This is a genomic window from Sinomicrobium weinanense, assembly GCF_018863395.1.
Taxonomy (GTDB): domain Bacteria; phylum Bacteroidota; class Bacteroidia; order Flavobacteriales; family Flavobacteriaceae; genus Sinomicrobium; species Sinomicrobium weinanense.
This window is the reverse complement of record NZ_JAHKRR010000002.1, coordinates 199,758-220,217: the sequence shown is the minus strand read 5'-3', so window position 1 is coordinate 220,217 and position 20,460 is coordinate 199,758. Positions and strand designations below refer to the sequence as shown.

Genomic DNA, 20,460 nt, shown 5'->3' with positions numbered 1-20,460 from the left:
TATTAACCAAAAACCACTATTATGAGAACTTTATTAAAGCGGACACTGTCCGCGATGCTATGGAGTGTTTTGTTGTTTACCTTTTCCTGTGATGTTCCGCAGGAAGGTGACGATGGATCGTTGCCCGGAGACTCCGGGCCGGACTTTGTTACACATCCGGAAAATCTGAACATTGTGTATTTCGTACCGACGGACAACCCGGAGGTGGAAGGTTACGGAGAACGGCTTAGTGAATTACTGATCTATTTCCAGGATTATATAAAAGCCGAAATGGGGCGGAACGGATTTGGAGAAACGACCTTCGGCCTCCCTGTCGATTCCCTGAACAACCGGGTAAAGCTGGTCACTATTTACGGAGAACACGACCAGGTAACCTACGATTACGGTAGCGGAAGCACTATTATCAATGAAATTAATGCTTACAAACAGGATCATCCGGAAGATTTTAGCAGTCAGCATACATTGATCATCCTTCCCCAGAGAACAGATGGAGGCAGCCAGCCATTTTACGGTTGGGGAAGAAACTGTTTTGCAGTAGACAACCCGAATATCAGTGTGGAAGAGATCCCGGGTACATCTTCAAATTTAATAGCGGGGATGCTGCACGAGCTGGGACATGGTTTAAACCTGGCGCACAATAAGGCCACGGCACCAGACCAGCAGACTTTGGGAACTTCGCTTATGGGGTCCGGAAATTATACCTGGGGAAGGGAGCCTACATTTATTCCACCTGCGGATTGTGCCATACTCAACCGGAACCAGATTTTTCAGGCCAGCCCTGTTTCCGATATCTATGGCGGAGCTACCACCACGGTGAACCCGGTTTTAAGTTATGATGAGGTCAATGATGTCATTCGGCTGTCGGGTACTTTTACCAGTGATAAAGCCGTGAGCGAAGTACTTGTCTGGCTCGATCCGAATGTAAACGGTGAGGGCTCCGGGGTCAACAGGGACTACAATTCAGTGTCCTGGGTGGCCGACAGGAACAACGATGCGTTCCAGGTGGATATCCCAATCAATGAAGTACAGGATCACGGCGACTGGCCCTATGAACTGAAGATTAAACTTCTTATGGAAAACGGTACCATTAAAACCCATAGCTATTCTTTTGAATTTGTAAACGGAGAATATACGCCCGAAACCAACGTAGGCGTGTATCAACATTCCAGCTACAACGGTTGGGGAGTGGAACTGGAAGTAGGTTCGTATACCACCGGTCAGCTTGTGGCCCTTGGCGGAATAGATAACGATATCAGTTCGGTAAAAGTTCCTCTTGGCCTCAGGGTCACTTTGTATTCCGAAGACAATTTTACCGGGCAGTCCTATGAAGTGACCGCAGGCAATGTGTCTTTTTTGTCTTCTTTTAACGATATGGCGTCCTCTATTATCGTAAGTAAAGAATAACAATAAAACCTCCTTCGGATACCGGGGGAGGTGATTTATAGTATAAAATTTAATAATTAACCTGAAATAGAACAATAACCATGAAAACTTATGCAAAACAAATACGGTATGCCCTGTTGTGGAGTGCCGTATTCGTCCTGGCCGTTTCCTGTAATGACACGGTAGAACTTGAAGAGCCCGGCAGGGAAGCTGTTCCTGAAGGTCAGAAAAACACTTATCTGAAGGAAGAACTCGGTGCCAAACGCAAACAGGTCTTTGAAGAAGGACCGACCCAGGGAGCCGAAAAAAACAGGCTTGCCCAAAGGGGAAACCATAACGATATGTTGCCGACCGGGTTTCATGTAGACCCCTTTGACACGCTGAAAGTAAAAGCAACACAGCTCACCGGCAACAGCCTGCCGCAGGTAGTGGTAGGAACACCTTTTCGCGACAATATACGTCCCATAAGGACCTATTACAGCCTGCAGGAAGGAGACAATACTTTTATAGCTGACGAATACGGGGGAACGGTTTACGTCCGTTACGTGACCACCGATGAGCCGGGCAGCACGGCAGAGCTCAAATTTCGGGACGGTTTTAAGAAAGTGCCTTACTATGTAAAAGGAGAAACTACAAAAACCGAATGGCTGCAAATGCTCGACCTGTTCAACGATGTCAGGGATGTCATGTTCGTCACCGACCGTGCCATGCTCACCGTGGGACTGGAAGATGCCATCGCTTACCAGGACGAAGACCAGGACCTGATGTGCGAATATCTCGACAGGATCCTCGAAGCCGAAGGCCGTATCAGCGGGCTGGACGGCTCCGCTCCCGAACACGAAAACCGGGAACACAGGTTCCTGCTGACCGTAAGAGACCCCGCTGCCGGCGGGTATATGGCAGCCAGTATAGCCCTTTATTTTACACAAGGGGTCATTGACCGTCTGTTAATGCCCGAAAAGATCGGTGGTATGCAGGGATGGGGCCCCTGGCATGAGGCGGGACATGTGCACCAGCAGGCTGCCTGGACATGGTCTGCCGTCACAGAAGCTACGGTAAATATCTATTCCCTTGCCGCAGAGAGAGAATTCGGGCTGTCACCCTCGAGGGTAACGACCAACGGAGAATGGCCCAGGGTGGAAACCTATCTTTCCCTGCTGGATGAAGAACGCAATTTCAATACCAATGCTGCATCACTGGGAGTAAGGATGGCCATGTTCCATCAACTGTGGCTGGCGTACGGGGATGAATTTTACATCCAACTGCACAAAGAGACCCGCGAAGAAAATCCAAATGCAGGGAACGACAACGACAAAATGCGCTATTTTATGCTGAAATCCTGTACCATATCGGGATATGATCTTACGGATTTCTTTCAGAAATGGGGACTTCCCGTATCATCAGATGTTTACGATGAGATCGCCGGGCTCCATTTACCGGCCCCGGATGAAGACCTCACCTTGCTGAGGGATCAACCGATGTAATATTCTGGAGTTAGTTGGTTTGTTTTTACCGGCTCTCCTTTTCACCATACGGAAAGGGGAGCCTTTTTATCACAAAAAGCCGTATTTTTAACAATGTGCTCGAACCCATATCGAAATAACTTCATATCTTGTGCAAAGAACAAAGCATAAACAATGAACTCGTTTAAACTTTTTTGATTGAAGCGAAAATGAGTCATATTTAGGCCAATTGCGGCCCTTTTTGAGTTGCATAGCCACGGTTGCTGAACAAAGCCGAAGCATAGCTACGGGAAGGAAAAAAAGGTAGGACCGAACGTTAAGAAAACAGCCAGCGGCTGTTTTTAGTGAAGGGGCCAGGTGGCGCACCGGCAACAAAAGGGCCATTTTTTAGCCAATTGAAAAAGTTTAAATGAGTTTATTATCAATCATTACAACTAAAATGCAGTACAAAACAGGGAACAATAAAACAGGAACAAACCGCAAAGGAAAATTGAGACCGGGAAAATTTACGGGGATAGTTGCCCTTTTCCTGGCGGTGAATTTTACTTGGGTCATGTCCTCCCATGCCCAGGGCAGGGAAGTCGTTGACCTCAATAAGGACTGGAAGTTCAAGAAGGGAGAAAAGGATTATGGCCGGAACATCGGTTTTGTGAGCCGGGACTGGGAACAGGTTGACGTTCCGCATTCCTATAATAAAGAAGACATGCAACTGGGCCGTGATTTTTACACGGGGGACGCCTTTTATCAAAAAGAACTGCATGTCAAAAAAGAATGGAAGGACAAAAGGCTTTTTCTCCGGTTCGAAGGTGTGGGCTCGGTGGCATCGCTCTATGTGAACGGCCGTTTTATCGGGGAACACAAGGGAAGTTATTCCGCTTTTGCCTTTGAGATCACCCATTCGGTAGATTACGGAAAGGAAAATACCATTCTCGTCAAGGTCAATAACGAGGCGAGAAAAGATGTACTGCCCATCAATCATTTTCTGTTCCCGATCTACGGGGGCATATACAGGCCCGTAAGCCTTATTCTTACCAACAAGCTGAATATCAGTGTAACCGACTATGCTTCTCCCGGCATTTACATATCTCAAAAAAACGTTTCCCGCAAAAAAGCGGACATCACCGTAAGGGCCAAACTGGAAAACAAGGAAAAGCAAGCCCGGAAAGTCACCCTGCGGACCGTGATAAAAAATGCCGATGGAAAACAGGTAGCACGTGAAGAAAAGGAAATAACCGTAAGCCCCCAGGGGACCACTGTGGCAGCACAGGAACTCAGGTTAAAGTCTCCCCACCTGTGGCAGGGTGTGGAAGACCCTTACCTGTATACCCTGACCACCTCTGTCAGCGAAAACGGAAAGGAAACAGATGCGGTGACCCAGCCACTCGGTATACGTCGTTTTGAGCTCAAAGCCGGAGAAGGGATGTACCTGAACGGAAAAAAATATCCGATGTATGGTGTTACCCGTCACCAGGACCGTTGGAAATATGGCAATGCACTGTCTGGAAAGCAGGAAGAGGAAGATATGCAGTTTATCAGGGAAATAGGGGCCACCACCATTCGCCTGGCTCATTACCAGCAATCCGATCATATTTATTCGCTGGCCGATAAGATGGGCTTTCTCATCTGGGCTGAGATTCCTTTTGTAAACAATTTTTCAGGAGAAGAAGCAGCCAATGCCAAACAACAGATGGCGGAACTGGTACGTCAGAATTTCAATCACCCTTCCATTTATATCTGGGGCATGCACAATGAGGTCTATTCCAAAAACCAGGACGAATACGTAGCCGTACTGACCCGTGAACTGAACGACATTGCCAAAACCAACGACCCGGACAGGTTAACGGGAGCCGTAAGTGGCTATGGCGAAATGGACAGGCCTGCCAATCTCGGCGGTGATGTACAGGGCATAAACCGCTATTACGGCTGGTACGAAGGAAAAATAGGCGACCTGGAAGGCTGGGCAAGCGGATTGGAAGAGGAGTATCCCGGACATAAAGTGATCCTTGCCGAATACGGGGCCGACGGCAACATAGACCAGAGCGCCGAAGAACTGCCCGAAAACCGCAACCCCGTGAGTGGAAAGTTCTTCCCTGAAAATTATCAGACCGAAACCCATATCCAACAGTGGGCCATAATCGAAAAACATCCCTATATTGTCGCTTCCTACCTGTGGAACATGTTCGAATTTTCCGTACCCATGTGGAACCGGGGAGGGGTGAATGCCCGGAACCTGAAAGGACTCATCACCTTCGACCGCAAACGGAAAAAAGATGCCTTTTACTGGTACAAGGCCAACTGGAACCCCGAACCCATGCTCTATCTCGCCAACAGGAGGGATAACAAACGCACAAAGCCGGACACCACTGTGCAGGTCTTTACCAACCTGGCCGATATAAGCCTCACTGTAAACGGAAAAGAGGTGCCGGGCCAACCGGGAGTAAACGACAAACATCGGGTGTTTGAAGTGCAGCTCCAAAAGGGAGTGAACAAGGTCAAAGCAACCGGTAAAAGCAGGGGAGAAACGCTTGCAGATGAAATGGAGTGGATACTAAAGTAACACGCGTTACAACGAGAACTAGCGTTTTGGCAATCGCATAAATTAGTAATGACGCTGCCTGCAACCCCGAGTCCTTCGGCACTTCGACTGTGCTCAGTGCGGGCAAGCTCAGGATAAACTAAAGTCGAGGGGTTTCTGGCTGACCTAAGCGTCTCGACTGCGCTCCTTTAAAATCATAGACAACCAAAACATCAACTGATGAAAAGATTTTGTATAACAACAATCCTTTGCCTTGCGGTGTCTTTACCGGTGGCAGCCTGGCAAAACTGCCCGGTGATTCCATTGCCGCAGGAAGCCGTAAAAGGAAACGATACCTTTCTTCTCAGCGAAAAGACGCCGCTTGTAGTTGCTTCCGACGTTCTTCGGAGCACTGCAGATTATTTCCGTTCACAGGTAATAAAGTTTGCAGGTATTTCCCTTTCCGAAGCAAAAGGATCCGACGATACCCCGGCCATCCGGCTGGAACTTACGGAAGAAAAGGGAGACAAAGAAGCCTACGAACTTCATATCGACTCCGGTGGAATAACGATCAGGGCTTCCGGTGTGCCGGGAGTGTTCAACGGAACCGTGAGTGTATTGCAGCTTATCGCCAATACCGGGAAAAGTGGCGGGCAGGTAAAAATTCCCGCCTGGCAGATCAGGGATGCCCCGCAATACTCCTGGCGGGGGCTTATGCTGGATGTGTCCCGTTATTTTATTCCGAAGGAAAAAATAGTATCCCTGCTGGACTGGATGGCCTTTTACAAGCTGAACCGCCTGCATTTACACCTCACGGACGAACCCGGCTGGCGTATCGAGATCAAAAAATATCCCAGGCTGGCTTCGGTAGGTGGAGTGGGAGATCAAAACGATCCCCATAAACCCGCACAATATTTTACACAGGAGGACATTGCAGAAATTGTGGAATACGCAGGGAAGAGGAACATCACCGTTATCCCCGAGATCGATATGCCCGGGCATGCCACTGCCGCAAACAGGGCCTATCCGCAATATAGCGGCGGAGGCAGTGAACAGCATCCGGAATTTACCTTCGATCCCGAGAATGAAGATACCTACGCCTATCTCACAGGGATACTAAAAGAAGTCAATGGCCTTTTCCCTTCGCGCATGCTTCATCTCGGCGGGGACGAAGTGAGCTTCGGCAATGACAAATGGATACAGAGCCGGGGAATAAAGGAATTAATGAGCCGGCACGGGCTAAAAGACGTAAGGGAAGTAGAATACCATTTTATGAAACGCATGGCCGATTCTGTTTATGCCATGGGGGCCAACCTGCTGGCATGGGACGAACTGGCAGATACCGACCTGCCTGCAGACAAAACCATACTGTTCTGGTGGCGGCACGACAAGCCGGAACAATTGCATAAGGCATTGGAGCGTGGGTACCGTACGGTTATTTGCCCCAGGCTGCCCTATTATTTCGATTTTGTCCAGGACAGTACCCACAATTCGGGCCGTAAATGGGGAGGAAAGTTCAGTCCCATAAAAGACGTCTATCACTTTTCTGCCGGAGACTGGACACAAGGTAAAGCTACCGGGAAAATACTGGGCGTACAGGCCAATCTCTGGACAGAGACCGTCACCAGCATCAAACGGCTCGATTACCTTCTCTTCCCGCGTATTGCCGCCCTGTCAGAATCGGCCTGGACCACAGATCGCGATGATCTTCCCTTTTTTATGAAGAGGCTGGAAGACCACCTGGAACTTTATCGAAGCGAAAAAATATACTATTACAATCCGTTAAAACCGGAAACCACGCCGGAACCGGTATACACAAAAAAGAAATAAAGAACCCATGAAAAGAACATCATTTACCTGTTTACTGGCAGCATTTTTATCGGTTGCCGTGAGTTTAAATGCCCAGTCGCAAAAGCCCGAAAAGCGAATTTCGGTAAAGCTCGAACACGGGGCGCACCGTCTCGGCAAGCGAACGGACAAACCCATGCAGGCCTGGCGCAACTACGGCCTGGGGCAGTTTATTCACTGGGGGGTCTATGCTATTCCCGGCGGACACTGGGAAGGCCAGTACTATCCCGGGGCAGCCGAATGGATACGCTCCTGGAAGGGCATGCCCAAAGATGCCTATGACAACCTTTACAAACAGTTCAACCCCAAAAAATTCAACGCCAAGGCCTGGGCCAAACAGGCCGGGGACATGGGGGCAAAATACGTGATCATCACCACAAAACACCACGACGGTTTTTGCCTCTGGCCGAGCAAATACACCGATTATACCGTAGCGAACAGCCCTTATAAAAAGGATATTATAGGCCAGTTGGTAGAAGCCTACGATGCCGAGGGCATTGATGTCTACCTGTATTTCTCCATCATAGACTGGAACCATCCGGGATACAGGAGTACCCTTAAAAGCGAACAGGACAGAAAGGAATATGAGGAGTTTAAAAAGTTTACCCGCAATCAGCTTGTGGAATTGCTCACCCTGTACCCATCCACCAAAGGATTGTGGTTTGACGGGTCCTGGGATAAGGCATGGACAGAACAGGCTGAATTTGCCGATGCGCTGGGAAAGGAACTGAGGGAGATGATCCCCGGCCTTATCATCGGCAGCCGTTTCCGTCCCGATGACAACGGTAACCGCCATTTCGATACTAACGGCGACCTGATCGGTGATTACGAACAGGGCTGGGAACGCAAAATGCCCAACACCATCGAAGACACCAACGGCAATGACTGGGACTGTGTCATGACCGTCCCCGAAAATCAGTGGGGGTATCATTCCGACTGGAAAGGCCATGTAAAAACCACTAACGAACTGATAGAAATGCTGGTAAAAGCCGCTTCGCTGGATGGTAATTTTGTACTCAATTTCGGCCCTGACGGGCAGGGAAATATCCGCTCCGAAGAGACCCGCCTGGCCGCCGAAATAGGGGAGTGGATGAAAGAGAATAACGAAGCTGTTTACGGATGCGGTTATCTGGACTGGGAAAAGCAGGACTGGGGCTATTATACCGTAAACAGGGAAACCGGTAAAAAATACATGACGGTGTTCAATATCCCCGTTTCTGGTGCCCTGAGGGTGAAAGTCCCGGGTAAAACAAAGCTCAATAAAGCCTACCTGCTCAACGATCCCGGTGCTTCACTCGAACTGGAGGAAATTCACCGCAATGAATATTTTATACATTATAAGCCCGCTTCTGCCACGGACAGGCCTTTTGTCATTGGCGTGGAAACCACGGATGCGAAAATAGAGGACGGACATTACCAGAAAGCCAAGACCTGATAAAAACAGATTGATAGGAGATTGAAAGATTGAGATCAGTCTCCTTCAATCTTTTGGCACAGCCGGACCGATCTCCCATCAATTTCAGGTACTCCCGGACAGACCCTAACGAAAAAATCGTATGTTTGTGACCAGAAAACAATAATACAACTACCCCCTGGCATTATCTGAACGTGTATAAATGATACGATCTGTAATGGAGGAAAAATTTATGGAACTGATCGGGCAAAATCAGAAGATCATACATAAAGTGGTCAACCTTTATGTAGAGAAAGAACCCGATAAAAAAGACCTGTTCCAGGAGATCCTTTACCAGGCGTGGTCTTCATTCTCCAATTTTAAGGGCAATTCCAAGTTTTCCACCTGGCTGTACCGGGTGGCCATGAACACAGCCATTACACATGTAAAAAAGCGAAAGAAAAATAACAATGCCAGGTTGTTCGAAACCGGATACAGGTATATAAGCGAAGAAGACGAGGCCCGGAAGCGGCAGATCGATATTTTGTACCGGATCATTAATAAACTTTCTCCCGTAGATAAAGCACTCGTGTTGTTGTATATCGATAACCACAGCTATGAAGAAATGTCAGAAATACTGGGAATATCCGTTAGTAATGTAGGGGTGAAGATAAACAGGATAAAACAATTCCTGAAAAAGGAAGCGGGTAAATATTAACGTTCGATAGGTGGACCATGGATTTAGACGAATTTAAAGAAAGCCTGAGCAAAAAACTGGATACCCCGGTTTTTGAAGCGTCCGACAGAGAAGAAATGGCTGCTGTTATCCGGTCGAAACGCAGATCGGTGCTGCGGTATTTCAGGCTGTTTATGCGTATCGAGATCCTTATTTTCGTATGGGAGATCATAGACTCCATCATGGAAATATCAAAAACCGACGATAGCTGGTCCAAAGGTTTCGAAGGGGTGAACATTCTTATTTCTGTTGTGCTTATCGTCATTTTTTTACGGATCATCAAAAAGATCAGGAGTCCTTTTAACCGGACCCTTTCCGTAAGGGAAAACACGGAAAAGGTACTACTGCTAATGAAACGTTTTTATCGTTACTACCTTTTACTGGCTTTGCTGTATTCCTTCAGCGTGGTCATATACTACATTATCGGCACACTGGTGCGCGGCAGTGATTTCCACGCGGCAGGTAAAAGGTCGCTGGAGCTGTTGCAGATAGCAGATCCCTTAAAACGATATGCCCTTTTCATAGGGAATGAACTGCTTTTCGGGATCATACTTTTCCTCCTTTTCTGGCTGCTGGTCTGGCTGTTCTACGGATGGAGGATCCGCAGGCTGAATAAATTACTTTCCGATATAAATTATTGACAATCATATATCTGATATTTTTCTCTTAAAAAAACAGGGCCTTCGTGTAAGAAACGAAGGAGGTTTTTAACTTATAGTTTGTATAATGTTAATTTTTTAACCAAACAACCTAAATTTTTTTAAAAATGAGAAAAATTAAAATGTTGTTGGGTGTTTGCACCCTGTCTGCCTCATTGTTCGTAAGTTGTAGTAAAGAGAACCCTTACGAAGAAGAACTAAATCCTCAGTATGCTGTGACCGAAATAGATACTGTAGAACAATCTGAACTTATCGAAAGACTTAGGGCCACCCTCCCGGAAAATGCCGAAGAAAAACTGCGTGACTTTTCCGGTCAGTTCCGTTTTATCGACGGTCAGTTCACAAACCAGGTAAAAGCTGCCATAGATGGCGATCAGTACGAATGCAGTACCGACGATCTTCCCCTCACCGAATATACCGGCTACCTTACCGAAGGCTGGAGCCTGTTTGAGGCCCTGGTCTATACATTCTACGGGGATATCCCTACTTACTATGCCCTGTTCCTGGATGAAGATGTAAACAAAAGGGCCTATTTCGGCCCCAATGGCGAATATACCAACCAGGTGCAGCGTACGTTCAAAGACCTGTCCCGTTTTTGGGATATCAACGCCGGTGACATGGAGCTGACCGGGATGCATTTCGACACCTATCTCGACCTGGAAAAATCTGCAAAAACCCTTCAACTGCTCTACGGAGGTACCATAGAAGAAAATATGGAGACGGCAGAATTTCTGAAGGAAATAACAGAGGAGTATGAAACCCTTAACCGTGAAAACGGAGCCATTTTTACCTTTAATGCCTTTGCTTTTAAAGGACAGGAAGTATCACCGCTAGGGTTTATTCCCGACAAAATAGTAATGGGAGACGGTATTATGCAGGGCATGGATGCCATAGGTTTCGGAGATGTGGCCGCGCAGGCCATACTGGCCCATGAGTTCGGGCACCAGATCCAGTACGACAATGGGTATTTCGTAGATGTAGACCCCGAGGACGAACCCGAAGCCACCAGGCGGACCGAACTGATGGCCGATGCCTATGCAGCGTATTACCTCACCCACAAACGGGGAGCTACCATGAACTGGAAAAGGGTAAAGAAGTTTATGGAAGTCTTTTATAATATAGGTGATTGCGGATTTACCAGTTCCGGCCACCACGGTACGCCCAATCAACGGATGGCCGCAGCAAAATGGGCCTATGAACTGGCACAGCGTGCACATAAAAAGGGACATATCCTCTCCAGCCAGGAATTTTATGAATTGTTCGAAGAAAAATTACCCGAACTCGTAGCTCCGGATGCAGAAGAAAACCTGGCAATAAGCACGGAAAACAGGTTCACAGAGGCCGAAAAATAAGCCCTGACTGTTCTACCATCAACAAATTAAAAAACCGTCTTTTATCAGTATAAAGGACGGTTTTACTTTTTTATGTTTTCACATATGCCTTGATTAAGGCAAACAAGGCTCCTCCACTTTGACAGGCTCAGTACCACGCCTTCGCCACAAGGCCAGTACTGAGCCCGTTGAAGTGGAGGAGGTCTCGATCTCTGATCGGGAGCGGAGAGCCTGTCCCGAGATATCGGGAGTTAGAAAGCCCAAACCATCGGATAAACATAGCTGTTCAGGATAAATTCCCAAGGCTTGGGCCGGGCCATACTTCCCGTCCCGCAAGCGGGACACCCTTCCTCATCTGAAGAGGGGAGCTCTTGAAATTTGTTAAAACAATACAGAATTATTTTAACAACTTAAATTTTAACGAATCAATAGTAAGAAAAAATATATTTTTCCCGGTGTATGTGAATAAAGTTATATATTAGCCAGAGTTTTAGGTTTTTTTTAAGAATTATATGGATTTTTGGTAGTATGAACAGGATTTGCATATTTTGTTGCTATAAATATGTGTTCGTACACTTTTTGTGGGTTTATCCGGGTTCTTCCGGAAAACGATGAAGAAATGTAGGGTCTTCAGTATGAATAATATATAGTTCGTGTACAACAGAAAAAGAGATAAAGAGAAGCTACTGGTAAGAGCGCTTATGGAGCATCGCGAAGCGGCGTTCCGGAAGCTGTTCGACCTGTACAGGCACGATATCTATGCTTATGGGAAAAGCATTCTTAAACACGACGAATATGCCGAGGAGATTGTACAGGACGTATTTTTGAAAATATGGCTGAACCGGGAAAAACTCGACCCTGAGCTTTCCTTCAGATCGTATATATTTGCCATAACGCGAAACCTGGCCATTAATTTTCTGCACAAGGCAGCCAACGATGCCAGGCTCCGGGAAGAAGTATTCTACAAAAGCCAGGAATCGTATAACCCGGCAGAGAACAATATCGATGCCGCCTATTACGACCGTATCAAACAACAGGCTATCGATATACTTTCGCCAAGGCGCAGGCAGATCTTCGAACTGTCCCGTAACCGGGGAATGAGTTATGAAGAGATCAGCAAAGAGCTCGGTATCTCCGTGAGCACTGTAAAAAATCAGATGAGCGCCGCCCTGGAAACCATTCGCAATTTTTTGTTTGCCCATAGCGATCTCACCCTTATCATAACTTTCATAGCCTTCGGGTGGCTGTGATCTTTTTGCTGCCGGACCATCGACGTGTCTTTTTCCGTGCTGATGTAGGCCAGGTTAAAAGATTGATAGGAGATTGAACCCGCTACGCGGGAAGATTGAATGAGATTGAAATGTTTAAGATCAATCTCCCGAACTGTCGGATTCAATCTTTCATCAATCTTCTTCAATCTCATTCAATCTAAAAAAAAATCCCCTTGGAATAGTACTCGGATAGTTTTCAACTGTATTATATATAGAAATGTGCACGAACAACATTTTTTAATGAAAGACCATAAGAACATACAAGACCTTATTGAAAAGTTTGTGCTCGGGCGCTGCACACCGGAAGAGATCGAAGCGGTCATCGCCTACTTTAAAGAGCGGACACCTACTGAAGAAATGCCATCCGTAGAAGACATACTGGGACAGCTCAGGGAAGTGCCGCAGATGGAAGAACGTATGGCCGATCGTATTTACGCCCGTATTCTGGAAAAAGGCCAAAAAAAAGAGGAGGCCCTTCCCCCGGTAAAAAAGTGCCGTAAAAACCGGTTTCTTATGGCTGCTGCAACGATCGCAATTTTGATATCGGCGGGAGTGTTCTTTTTTCAGGATCCTTTTTCTCAAAAAGACGATCCGCCGGGACTGCCTTCCGAACCCTCCATTACCCTGGTGCTGGATAACGGTGAGATAAGGGTTATAGAACCGGAAAGTTCGGGCGAAGTTACGGATGCTTCCGGCCAGACTCTCGGAAAACAGGATCAGGCCCGGCTTACCTACAAGGAGACTTCCGGAAAAGAAGAAAAACTGGTCTATAATACCCTGAAAGTACCTTACGGAAAGCGTTTTGACGTGGTCCTTTCTGACGGGACCACTGTATACCTCAATGCCGGGACCTCCCTCAGGTATCCCGTAAAATTTATACAGGGCAAAAAAAGGGAAGTATTCCTCATGGGAGAAGCCTTTTTTGATGTTACGGAGGATAAAAATCACCCTTTTGTGGTGCATACCGGCGAGCTCCATGTCAAAGTGTTCGGCACCAGGTTCAATGTCTCCGTTTACCCGGAAGACCGCTTTACGGATGTGGTCCTGGTAGACGGGTCCGTAGGCCTGTACGAAGGCACACAGGAGATGGCTTCCCTTCCCGCAAAGGCTATACTTACTCCCGGGCATAAAGGAAGTTTTGACCGGGAGGAGAAAACGATCGGTGTCAACCCGGTCAAAACAGGAATTTACACCTCCTGGATAAGCGGGGAACTGTCTTTCCGGAATATGACCTTTGAAAATATTCTCAAAAAACTGGAAAGGCATTACAATATCTCCATTGAGATCCGGAATAAGGCCCTGGCAAAAGAAGAGTTTAACGCCAGTTTCGGCCCCGAACCCATAGAAAAGGTCCTGGAATATCTCAGGATCACCTACGGGATGCATTATATCGTAGAAGAAGACAGGATCATTATAGATTAAACTAACTTAAAACTCAGATATGTATGGAAAAACCAAGTTGATCGACAAGAGTAACACGAAGGGTTAATGCTGTTTGGCCCCGGGGCCATAAAAAAATCGGAAAATGGTGACGCATTTCCCGATTTGGAAACAGTGATTAAATCAAAATTTAACCACACTTAAACATTTTAAAAGTATGAAAAATTTTCTTCACGAAAGAAGAAGAGGAGGGCTTTACATTAAATTTAAGACAAAGATAAAGCTCAGCACACTTTTCTTGTGCATAGTGCTTTTAACGGCACAGGCCAATACTTCTTATTCACAGAAAACAAGGATCTCCCTGGATGAAAACAACACCTCAATAGCACAGCTGATAGACATTATTGAGAGTAAAAGCGACATCCGGTTTGTCTATAAGACCAGGGATGTTGACCTGCAACGCAGGGTTTCCGTAAAAGCGGAAGAAGAAGAGATAACTTCTATCCTGCATCGCATTTTCGACAATACCCGAACAGGTTTTCGCATGTTTAACAGGCAAATATTTCTCACCTCAAAAACAAAGGAGGAATCTGCAAAAGAAGATAGGGCAGAGGAAAGTCAGCAATTGCAGGTAAACGGTACTGTGACCGATGAAAACGGCGGCCCGTTACCTGGTGTGACGGTACTGGTCAAGGGAACACAGACGGGAACATCCACGGATTTTGACGGCAATTATGAGATCGAAGTTTCGGGACAGGGACCTGTGCTGGTATTCAGTTACATAGGATTTGTCACTAAAGAAGTCCCGGTAAATGATCAGGCCCGGATCAATGTAACGCTTAAGGAAGATGTATCCGAACTGGATGAGGTTATCGTAGTGGCCTACGGTACCCAGAAAAAAGAAAACCTTACGGGAGCAGTAGTATCTGTAAGTAGTGATAAACTGACCAACCGTCCTGTGACATCTACCCAGAATGCCCTGCAGGGTATTGCACCCGGTGTAACCATATTGCAACGGCCCGGGGATATTGGTCGTGCAAAAGACGGAACGAGCAGTAATACCGGAGGGATAACCATACGGGGCCGGAGTAACCTCGACTCTCCGGGGCCTATGTACATTATTGACGGTATTCCGGCTACGGCCCAGGAATTTGCCACACTCAACCCGAATGACATTGCAAACATGTCGGTCCTCAAGGATGCTTCTTCTGCCGCCTTGTACGGTTCACGTGCGGCAAACGGGGTTATCGTGGTAACGACCAAGCGCGGAAGTGCAGAAAAGGTGACCATTGAACTCAATACCAGTTACGGGTGGCAATCCGCTACAAAACTGCCGGATTATGTAAACTCGGCAGATTATGCCAGGCTCTATAACGAAGCCCTGGGCAATGCAGGACGGGCACCCATATACACCGAAGAGGAAATACAAAAATTTGCAGATGGCTCAGAACCCGACCTGTATCCGAATACAGACTGGTACAAAACAGTGTTGCGGTCGGCCGCACCACAAAGTGAGGCCAGCCTCAGTATCAGTGCCCCCGGGAAAGTGACCAATTATTACCTGGGCTTGTCTTATTTTGACCAGAAATCCCTGATCCCCGGAAAAAAACAGGACAGGATCGTAGCCAAACTGAACACGGAGAGCAAGGTTATCGAAGATATTTTAAAAGTGGGGACCAACTTCTCTTTTATCAAACAGGATTTTGACCGGAGCGGGGGAAATATGAGCTGGACGGAACTCAACCGTTCCCTTCCCACCTCCGTAGTACGCCAGTCCAACGGTGAATGGGGTTCCATGGATGCCGGGGATATCAATGCGGAGACCGCCAAACGGAACCAGCTTCGTAAACTGAGAGAAGGAGGAAGTGGCTGGGACAGGGACAACTACCTGCAAATGGCCGCCAATGCTTCGTTAACCCCCCTGGAAGGCTTGTCAATAAACGGGCTTACTTCCCTGAAGTACACCAATTCCAATTCCTGGTCTTTTGACAGTACCATAGCCCCGGTCAATGATTTTCTAACCGGGGAGCCTATGAGTCCTACCTGGGTAACTCCGAACGAAATGGAGGAATACTGGAGAAAAAGACAGGAGTTCCTCATACAGGGAACTATAGATTATGAGCGCCGTTTCGGCGAACACTTCGGAAAGATAACCCTGGGAGCAAGCCAGGAAAGCAATATATACCGTACGGCCTTCGTAGGCCGGAAAAATTTTCCCAATGACGATATGACCACTGTCGGAAGCGGCTCAGGAAACCCTGAGGATATAAGCTCGGACGATGACGGGCAGGCCAACAGGAGCGGGCAGGTAGAATGGGCTATGCGGTCCCTTTTCGGAAGGTTCAACTATACCTTTGCCGATAAGTACCTGCTGGAAGCCAATACCCGTATCGATTATTCCTCCCGTTTCCACCCGGACCAGCGCAGGGCGGTATTCCCTTCCTTTTCTGCCGGATGGATCATTTCGAGAGAGTCCTTTATGGAAAATATCGACTGGCTGAGTCACCTTAAACTCCGCGGATCGTGGGGCTCCCTGGGAAATCAGGATGTAGTGAGGATCGGGAATTATTTTGATCTGCTCGATATCGGTTACCAGTATAACTTTGAAGGCGGCCCGCAGGACGGTGTATGGCAGGGTAAAGGCGTGAATAAACTGGCTACCTGGGAAAAAGTGAATATGACCGATGTGGGGCTCGACATTATTTTGTTTAATAACAGATTGAACATTACTGCCGATTATTATATCAAAGATACCAGAGATATACTTACGCGAAGGCCCGTATTAAAAACCTACGGAATTCCCGATTCCGGAATTAATAACGGTATTCCGTACGAGAACCTCGCCAAGACCAGGAATAAAGGTTTTGAACTTACGGTCAACTACTCCGATAAGATCGGGGAGGACTTCCGTTATACCATAGAAGGTAACTTCTCTACGATCGATAATGAGATACTCAGCCTGGGAGGCGGCCGGGAAGAACGGATCCGGGATTACTGGATAGAAAGGGTAGGCGGTTCTGTCGGAGATTTTTACGGATACCAGGCAGACGGCCTGTTCGCAGACCAGGCCGATGTAGAAAATCACGCCTTCCAGTCAGCGGCAACCGCTCCCGGAGATATCAAGTACAGGGATATCAATGGCGACGGGGTGATCGATGCCGAGGACCGCGTGGTCATAGGGAATGACGTTCCCTGGCTGAACTATGGCTTTAACCTCGGTGCAGAATATAAAGGGCTTAGCCTTGAAGTACTCACCTATGGTGTGGGCAAAGTCAAGACATACCTGGATAATGAGGCTTCTTTTCCCTTCTTTAACGGTGCGGGAATAAAAGAAGAACTGAAAAACAGGTGGACCGAGGACAACCCGGATCCCGATGCGGATTTTCCACGTTTGTTGCTGTCGCAGGACGGAACTCAGAACTATGCTTCGGGTAACCGCTCTTCCTTTTGGTTGTTTGACGGTTCTTACTTCAGGATAAGGGCTATTACCCTGGGGTATACATTTCCCGAAGAGGTGAGTTCAAGACTGGGGATGTCCATGTTCCGTGTTTATGCTACGTCCAACAATCCCTTCACTTTTATGGCAGACAAACGTCTGGCAGATTACGATCCCGAGTCCGGTTCCGGACGGGGAGGGTATCCGGGTATCAAAACCTTTTCCCTCGGGTTTAATTTCCGGTTTTAGTCCATTGCTAACAGTATAAATGATAAGATTATGAATAAGAAATTAATATACATGCTCATCGGAGTTCTGGCAGTGATAACATCCTGTTCGGATGATTTCCTGGAAAGGCCCCCGCTCGATGAACTTTCTGAAGAGACCTTCTGGAAAACCGAAGAAGACCTTTACAAGGCCGTGAATGGCATATACAACCAGTTGCCGGCTGAGGGTTTTATATATGACGACGGTGCGTCAGATAATGCCCATGCCCAGTATCCCTGGGAAAGCACGGCAACGGAAGTGTCCTCCGGAAGCGTTACCACCGCTATTGATGCCGGTTGGGGATATATTGACAAGCGCCGCTGTAACTATTTTCTGGAAAATGCGGATATTGTAGAAAATGTAGACCCCGGCCTGTTGGCGAGATATAAAGCAGAAGTGAGGTTTGTCCGGGCATTTTCTTATTTCAGGATGATGAGTAAATTCGGAGATATTCCGTTGCTTACCACTACTTTGAAGATCGATGAGGTTGATGTTCCCCGTACCCCGAGAGCCGAAGTCCTGGACTTTATTGTAAAAGAACTTGAGGAAGTTGCTGAAATACTTCCGGTCAGTTATCCCGGAGGGGCCCCCAACGAAAAGGGTAGGATCACCCGGGGTGCCGCATTGGCACTCAAAGCCAGGGTACACCTCTATGAAGGCCAGTGGCAGGAAGCCGCAGATGCTGCCAGCCAGGTCATGGACCTCGGGGTTTACGACCTGTTTAAACTGGATACTGAAAGTGAAAAAAACCTGGCGGATGATTACAGCCATTGGGTGGATTTCGAGGACGAAAGCGACAAAACGAGATTCAGGCTGGGACTGCGAAGCTATGAAGCTCTTTTTCATCAGAAGTATGAAGGCAATGAAGAGGTTATTCTCGACCGGCAACGTATCCCGCAGGTAGATGATAACTTCCTGAACACCTATCTGCCCCCGGGGTCCATAGGAGGATGGAGTTCAGTAACCCCCACACAGGAATTGGTCAACAGTTATGGCAGTTATAAAACAGGTGAGCCCGTTTCCCCGCCATCACCGGAACAGCGTGCCACCTGGTATGACAATGAAGACCCGGCTTTCGAAGAAGAATTCCGCAACCGGGACCCGCGTTTATACGCTACCGTAATGTTTCCCGGATCTCCCTGGAATGCCATCAAAAACGATTTTGCATTCGAATGGATACAAGGTGCTTCCAATATGTCACAGACCGGGTATAATTTCAGAAAACTGGTTGATCCGGAAATATACCAGCAGAATATCGGAAACCACGCCAATGTGGTATTGATACGCTACGCAGAAGTCCTGCTTACATATGCTGAAGCGAAAAACGAGCTGAATGGTCCGGACACGTCTGTTTATGAGGCCCTCGACCGGATAAGGGAAAGGGCAGGGATGCCCCCGGTTGACAGGAATCTCTACAATACGCAGAGCAAACTTCGGGAGGCGATCAGGAACGAAAGAAGGGTAGAACTGGCTTTGGAAGGGCACAGGTATATGGATATCAGGCGCTGGGAAATAGCTCCTGAAGTCATGAAAGATATCAAAAATATAAAAAATACCACAGCCCAGAGCCGTATCTGGGACGATAAGCTCTACCTCATGCCTGTACCCCAATCGGAAATAGACCTGTCTGAAGGGATATTGGAACAAAACCCGGGGTACTGATCACTTGCAGTAATTCCGGAACAGGATTTCCGAAAAGGCCGGGAGAGCTTGTAAGTGTAATGATAAGTTAGCCGTAGACGATCGGCTAATGGAGTTAGTTAGTTGTTAAAGCCGTCACTGTAATATGTATTACGGGGCGGCTTTTTTTACGGAGGAGATCGGAGCCAAACTATGTTGTCAATGCCTTCTTCAATAAAAAAAGCAGCATCAGTGAATCTGAAGTGACCTTCTTCCGCAATTGGGCCATGGCCTTGCCCACCTGGTTCTCTACGGTTTTTACCGAAATGTCCAGTTGTGCTGCGATTTCCTTGTGGCGCATGCCGTGCTGTTTGTTCAGGATAAAGATCTCTTTGCAGCGCGGAGGGAGTTCTTCTATGGCCTTTTTTACCTGCTCCAGTTTACGTTGAAAGGCGTCCTCGTTGCCTTCCAGAAGTTCGGAGAGACTCTTCAGTCTGAAAGCCTCCAGTTCCTTATCACGTTGTTTGTTTTGACGGAAGGCGTTTACAAATTCGTGGTAGGCCAGGGTATACAGATAGCCGTTGAGCGATCCCTCCGGTTTGAGCTCCTTTCGCCTGGTCCAGAGTTTCAGGAACACTTCCTGTACCACATCTTCAGCAACTTCCCGGTCTGAAGTAAAATTAAGAACATATACGCACAACCTGTCGTAATAATACAGATATACAGACCGGTAAGCAGCCTCGCTGCCTGCCCGTATATCTGAAATCGATTTCGTTTCGTTCTCCGGAAAATATTCCATGTTTAATTAGGGGATCATCTTTTTTTGGGATAGTAAATTAAAGATAGAATAATACTTTTCCAAAAAAAAGTTAAAAAGGCGTGGGGGATTTTGACAAAAACTGCGTAACACTGTATAGAAACGTATGGAAATTACGTTAAGCGACAGGTGTTAGGTGATCGGTAGCCGGTGATGACGTTAAAACCCGTGATTAGATCTTTGCGAAACTCTGTGAAACCTCTGTGTATCTCTGTGAAATAGCTATTACACAAAGTTGCCCAGAGCACTTCGATTAACTCAGTATAACACCTGTAGAGGGGCGAAAAAATTCAAACAGTTCCTAAGAAAACAAATGTTGTCGTGTACTAAAAAAAATGTGT

At 47.2% G+C, this 20,460-nt stretch carries 13 protein-coding genes; 12 read left to right on the top strand and 1 reads right to left on the bottom strand.

The window, feature by feature from the left end; genetic code table 11:
• The first annotated feature begins 21 nt into the window (after nucleotides 1-21).
• The 12 genes from KN811_RS06600 to KN811_RS06545 all read left to right on the top strand — a co-directional run bounded on the left by KN811_RS06600 (nucleotide 22) and on the right by KN811_RS06545 (nucleotide 19,344).
• On the top strand, nucleotides 22-1,404 hold the full coding sequence (locus KN811_RS06600; protein ID WP_187965691.1) for a beta/gamma crystallin family protein: 1,383 nt from the start codon (nucleotides 22-24) through the stop codon (nucleotides 1,402-1,404).
• An 80-nt stretch (nucleotides 1,405-1,484) separates the two neighbouring features.
• Nucleotides 1,485-2,867, top strand: coding sequence for a M60 family metallopeptidase (locus KN811_RS06595; RefSeq protein ID WP_187965692.1), 1,383 nt, complete (start codon nucleotides 1,485-1,487; stop codon nucleotides 2,865-2,867).
• 388 nt (nucleotides 2,868-3,255) lie between these two features.
• Nucleotides 3,256-5,403, top strand: a complete 2,148-nt coding sequence (locus KN811_RS06590; RefSeq protein WP_247716422.1) for a glycoside hydrolase family 2 protein — start codon at nucleotides 3,256-3,258, stop codon at nucleotides 5,401-5,403.
• A gap of 198 nt (nucleotides 5,404-5,601) precedes the next feature.
• Nucleotides 5,602-7,191: a beta-N-acetylhexosaminidase gene (locus KN811_RS06585; protein WP_187965693.1), complete on the top strand. Its 1,590-nt coding sequence runs from the start codon at nucleotides 5,602-5,604 to the stop codon at nucleotides 7,189-7,191.
• 7 nt (nucleotides 7,192-7,198) lie between these two features.
• Nucleotides 7,199-8,644: an alpha-L-fucosidase gene (locus tag KN811_RS06580; RefSeq protein WP_187965694.1), complete on the top strand. Its 1,446-nt coding sequence runs from the start codon at nucleotides 7,199-7,201 to the stop codon at nucleotides 8,642-8,644.
• A 181-nt stretch (nucleotides 8,645-8,825) separates the two neighbouring features.
• A complete protein-coding gene (locus KN811_RS06575) occupies nucleotides 8,826-9,320 on the top strand; it encodes an RNA polymerase sigma factor (RefSeq protein WP_247716421.1) in 495 nt (164 codons plus the stop codon).
• Between the two features lie 17 nt (nucleotides 9,321-9,337).
• A complete protein-coding gene (locus tag KN811_RS06570; RefSeq protein WP_187965695.1) occupies nucleotides 9,338-9,979 on the top strand; it encodes a hypothetical protein in 642 nt (213 codons plus the stop codon).
• Nucleotides 9,980-10,104: 125 nt separating this feature from the next.
• Nucleotides 10,105-11,349: a hypothetical protein gene (locus KN811_RS06565; RefSeq protein WP_187965696.1), complete on the top strand. Its 1,245-nt coding sequence runs from the start codon at nucleotides 10,105-10,107 to the stop codon at nucleotides 11,347-11,349.
• Nucleotides 11,350-11,981: 632 nt separating this feature from the next.
• Nucleotides 11,982-12,578, top strand: coding sequence for an RNA polymerase sigma-70 factor (locus tag KN811_RS06560; RefSeq protein WP_345725284.1), 597 nt, complete (start codon nucleotides 11,982-11,984; stop codon nucleotides 12,576-12,578).
• A gap of 261 nt (nucleotides 12,579-12,839) precedes the next feature.
• Nucleotides 12,840-14,021, top strand: a complete 1,182-nt coding sequence (locus KN811_RS06555) for a FecR family protein (RefSeq protein WP_187965697.1) — start codon at nucleotides 12,840-12,842, stop codon at nucleotides 14,019-14,021.
• A 175-nt stretch (nucleotides 14,022-14,196) separates the two neighbouring features.
• A complete protein-coding gene (locus KN811_RS06550; RefSeq protein ID WP_187965698.1) occupies nucleotides 14,197-17,664 on the top strand; it encodes a SusC/RagA family TonB-linked outer membrane protein in 3,468 nt (1,155 codons plus the stop codon).
• A gap of 30 nt (nucleotides 17,665-17,694) precedes the next feature.
• The gene (locus tag KN811_RS06545) at nucleotides 17,695-19,344 is read left to right on the top strand and encodes a RagB/SusD family nutrient uptake outer membrane protein (protein WP_187965699.1); all 1,650 of its coding nucleotides are present in this window, start codon (nucleotides 17,695-17,697) and stop codon (nucleotides 19,342-19,344) included.
• A gap of 169 nt (nucleotides 19,345-19,513) precedes the next feature.
• On the opposite strand, the gene KN811_RS06540 is transcribed toward KN811_RS06545, so the two are convergent.
• Entirely contained in the window at nucleotides 19,514-20,101 is a 588-nt protein-coding gene (locus KN811_RS06540; protein ID WP_187965700.1) for an RNA polymerase sigma factor, read from the bottom strand.
• Nucleotides 20,102-20,460 lie beyond the last annotated feature (359 nt).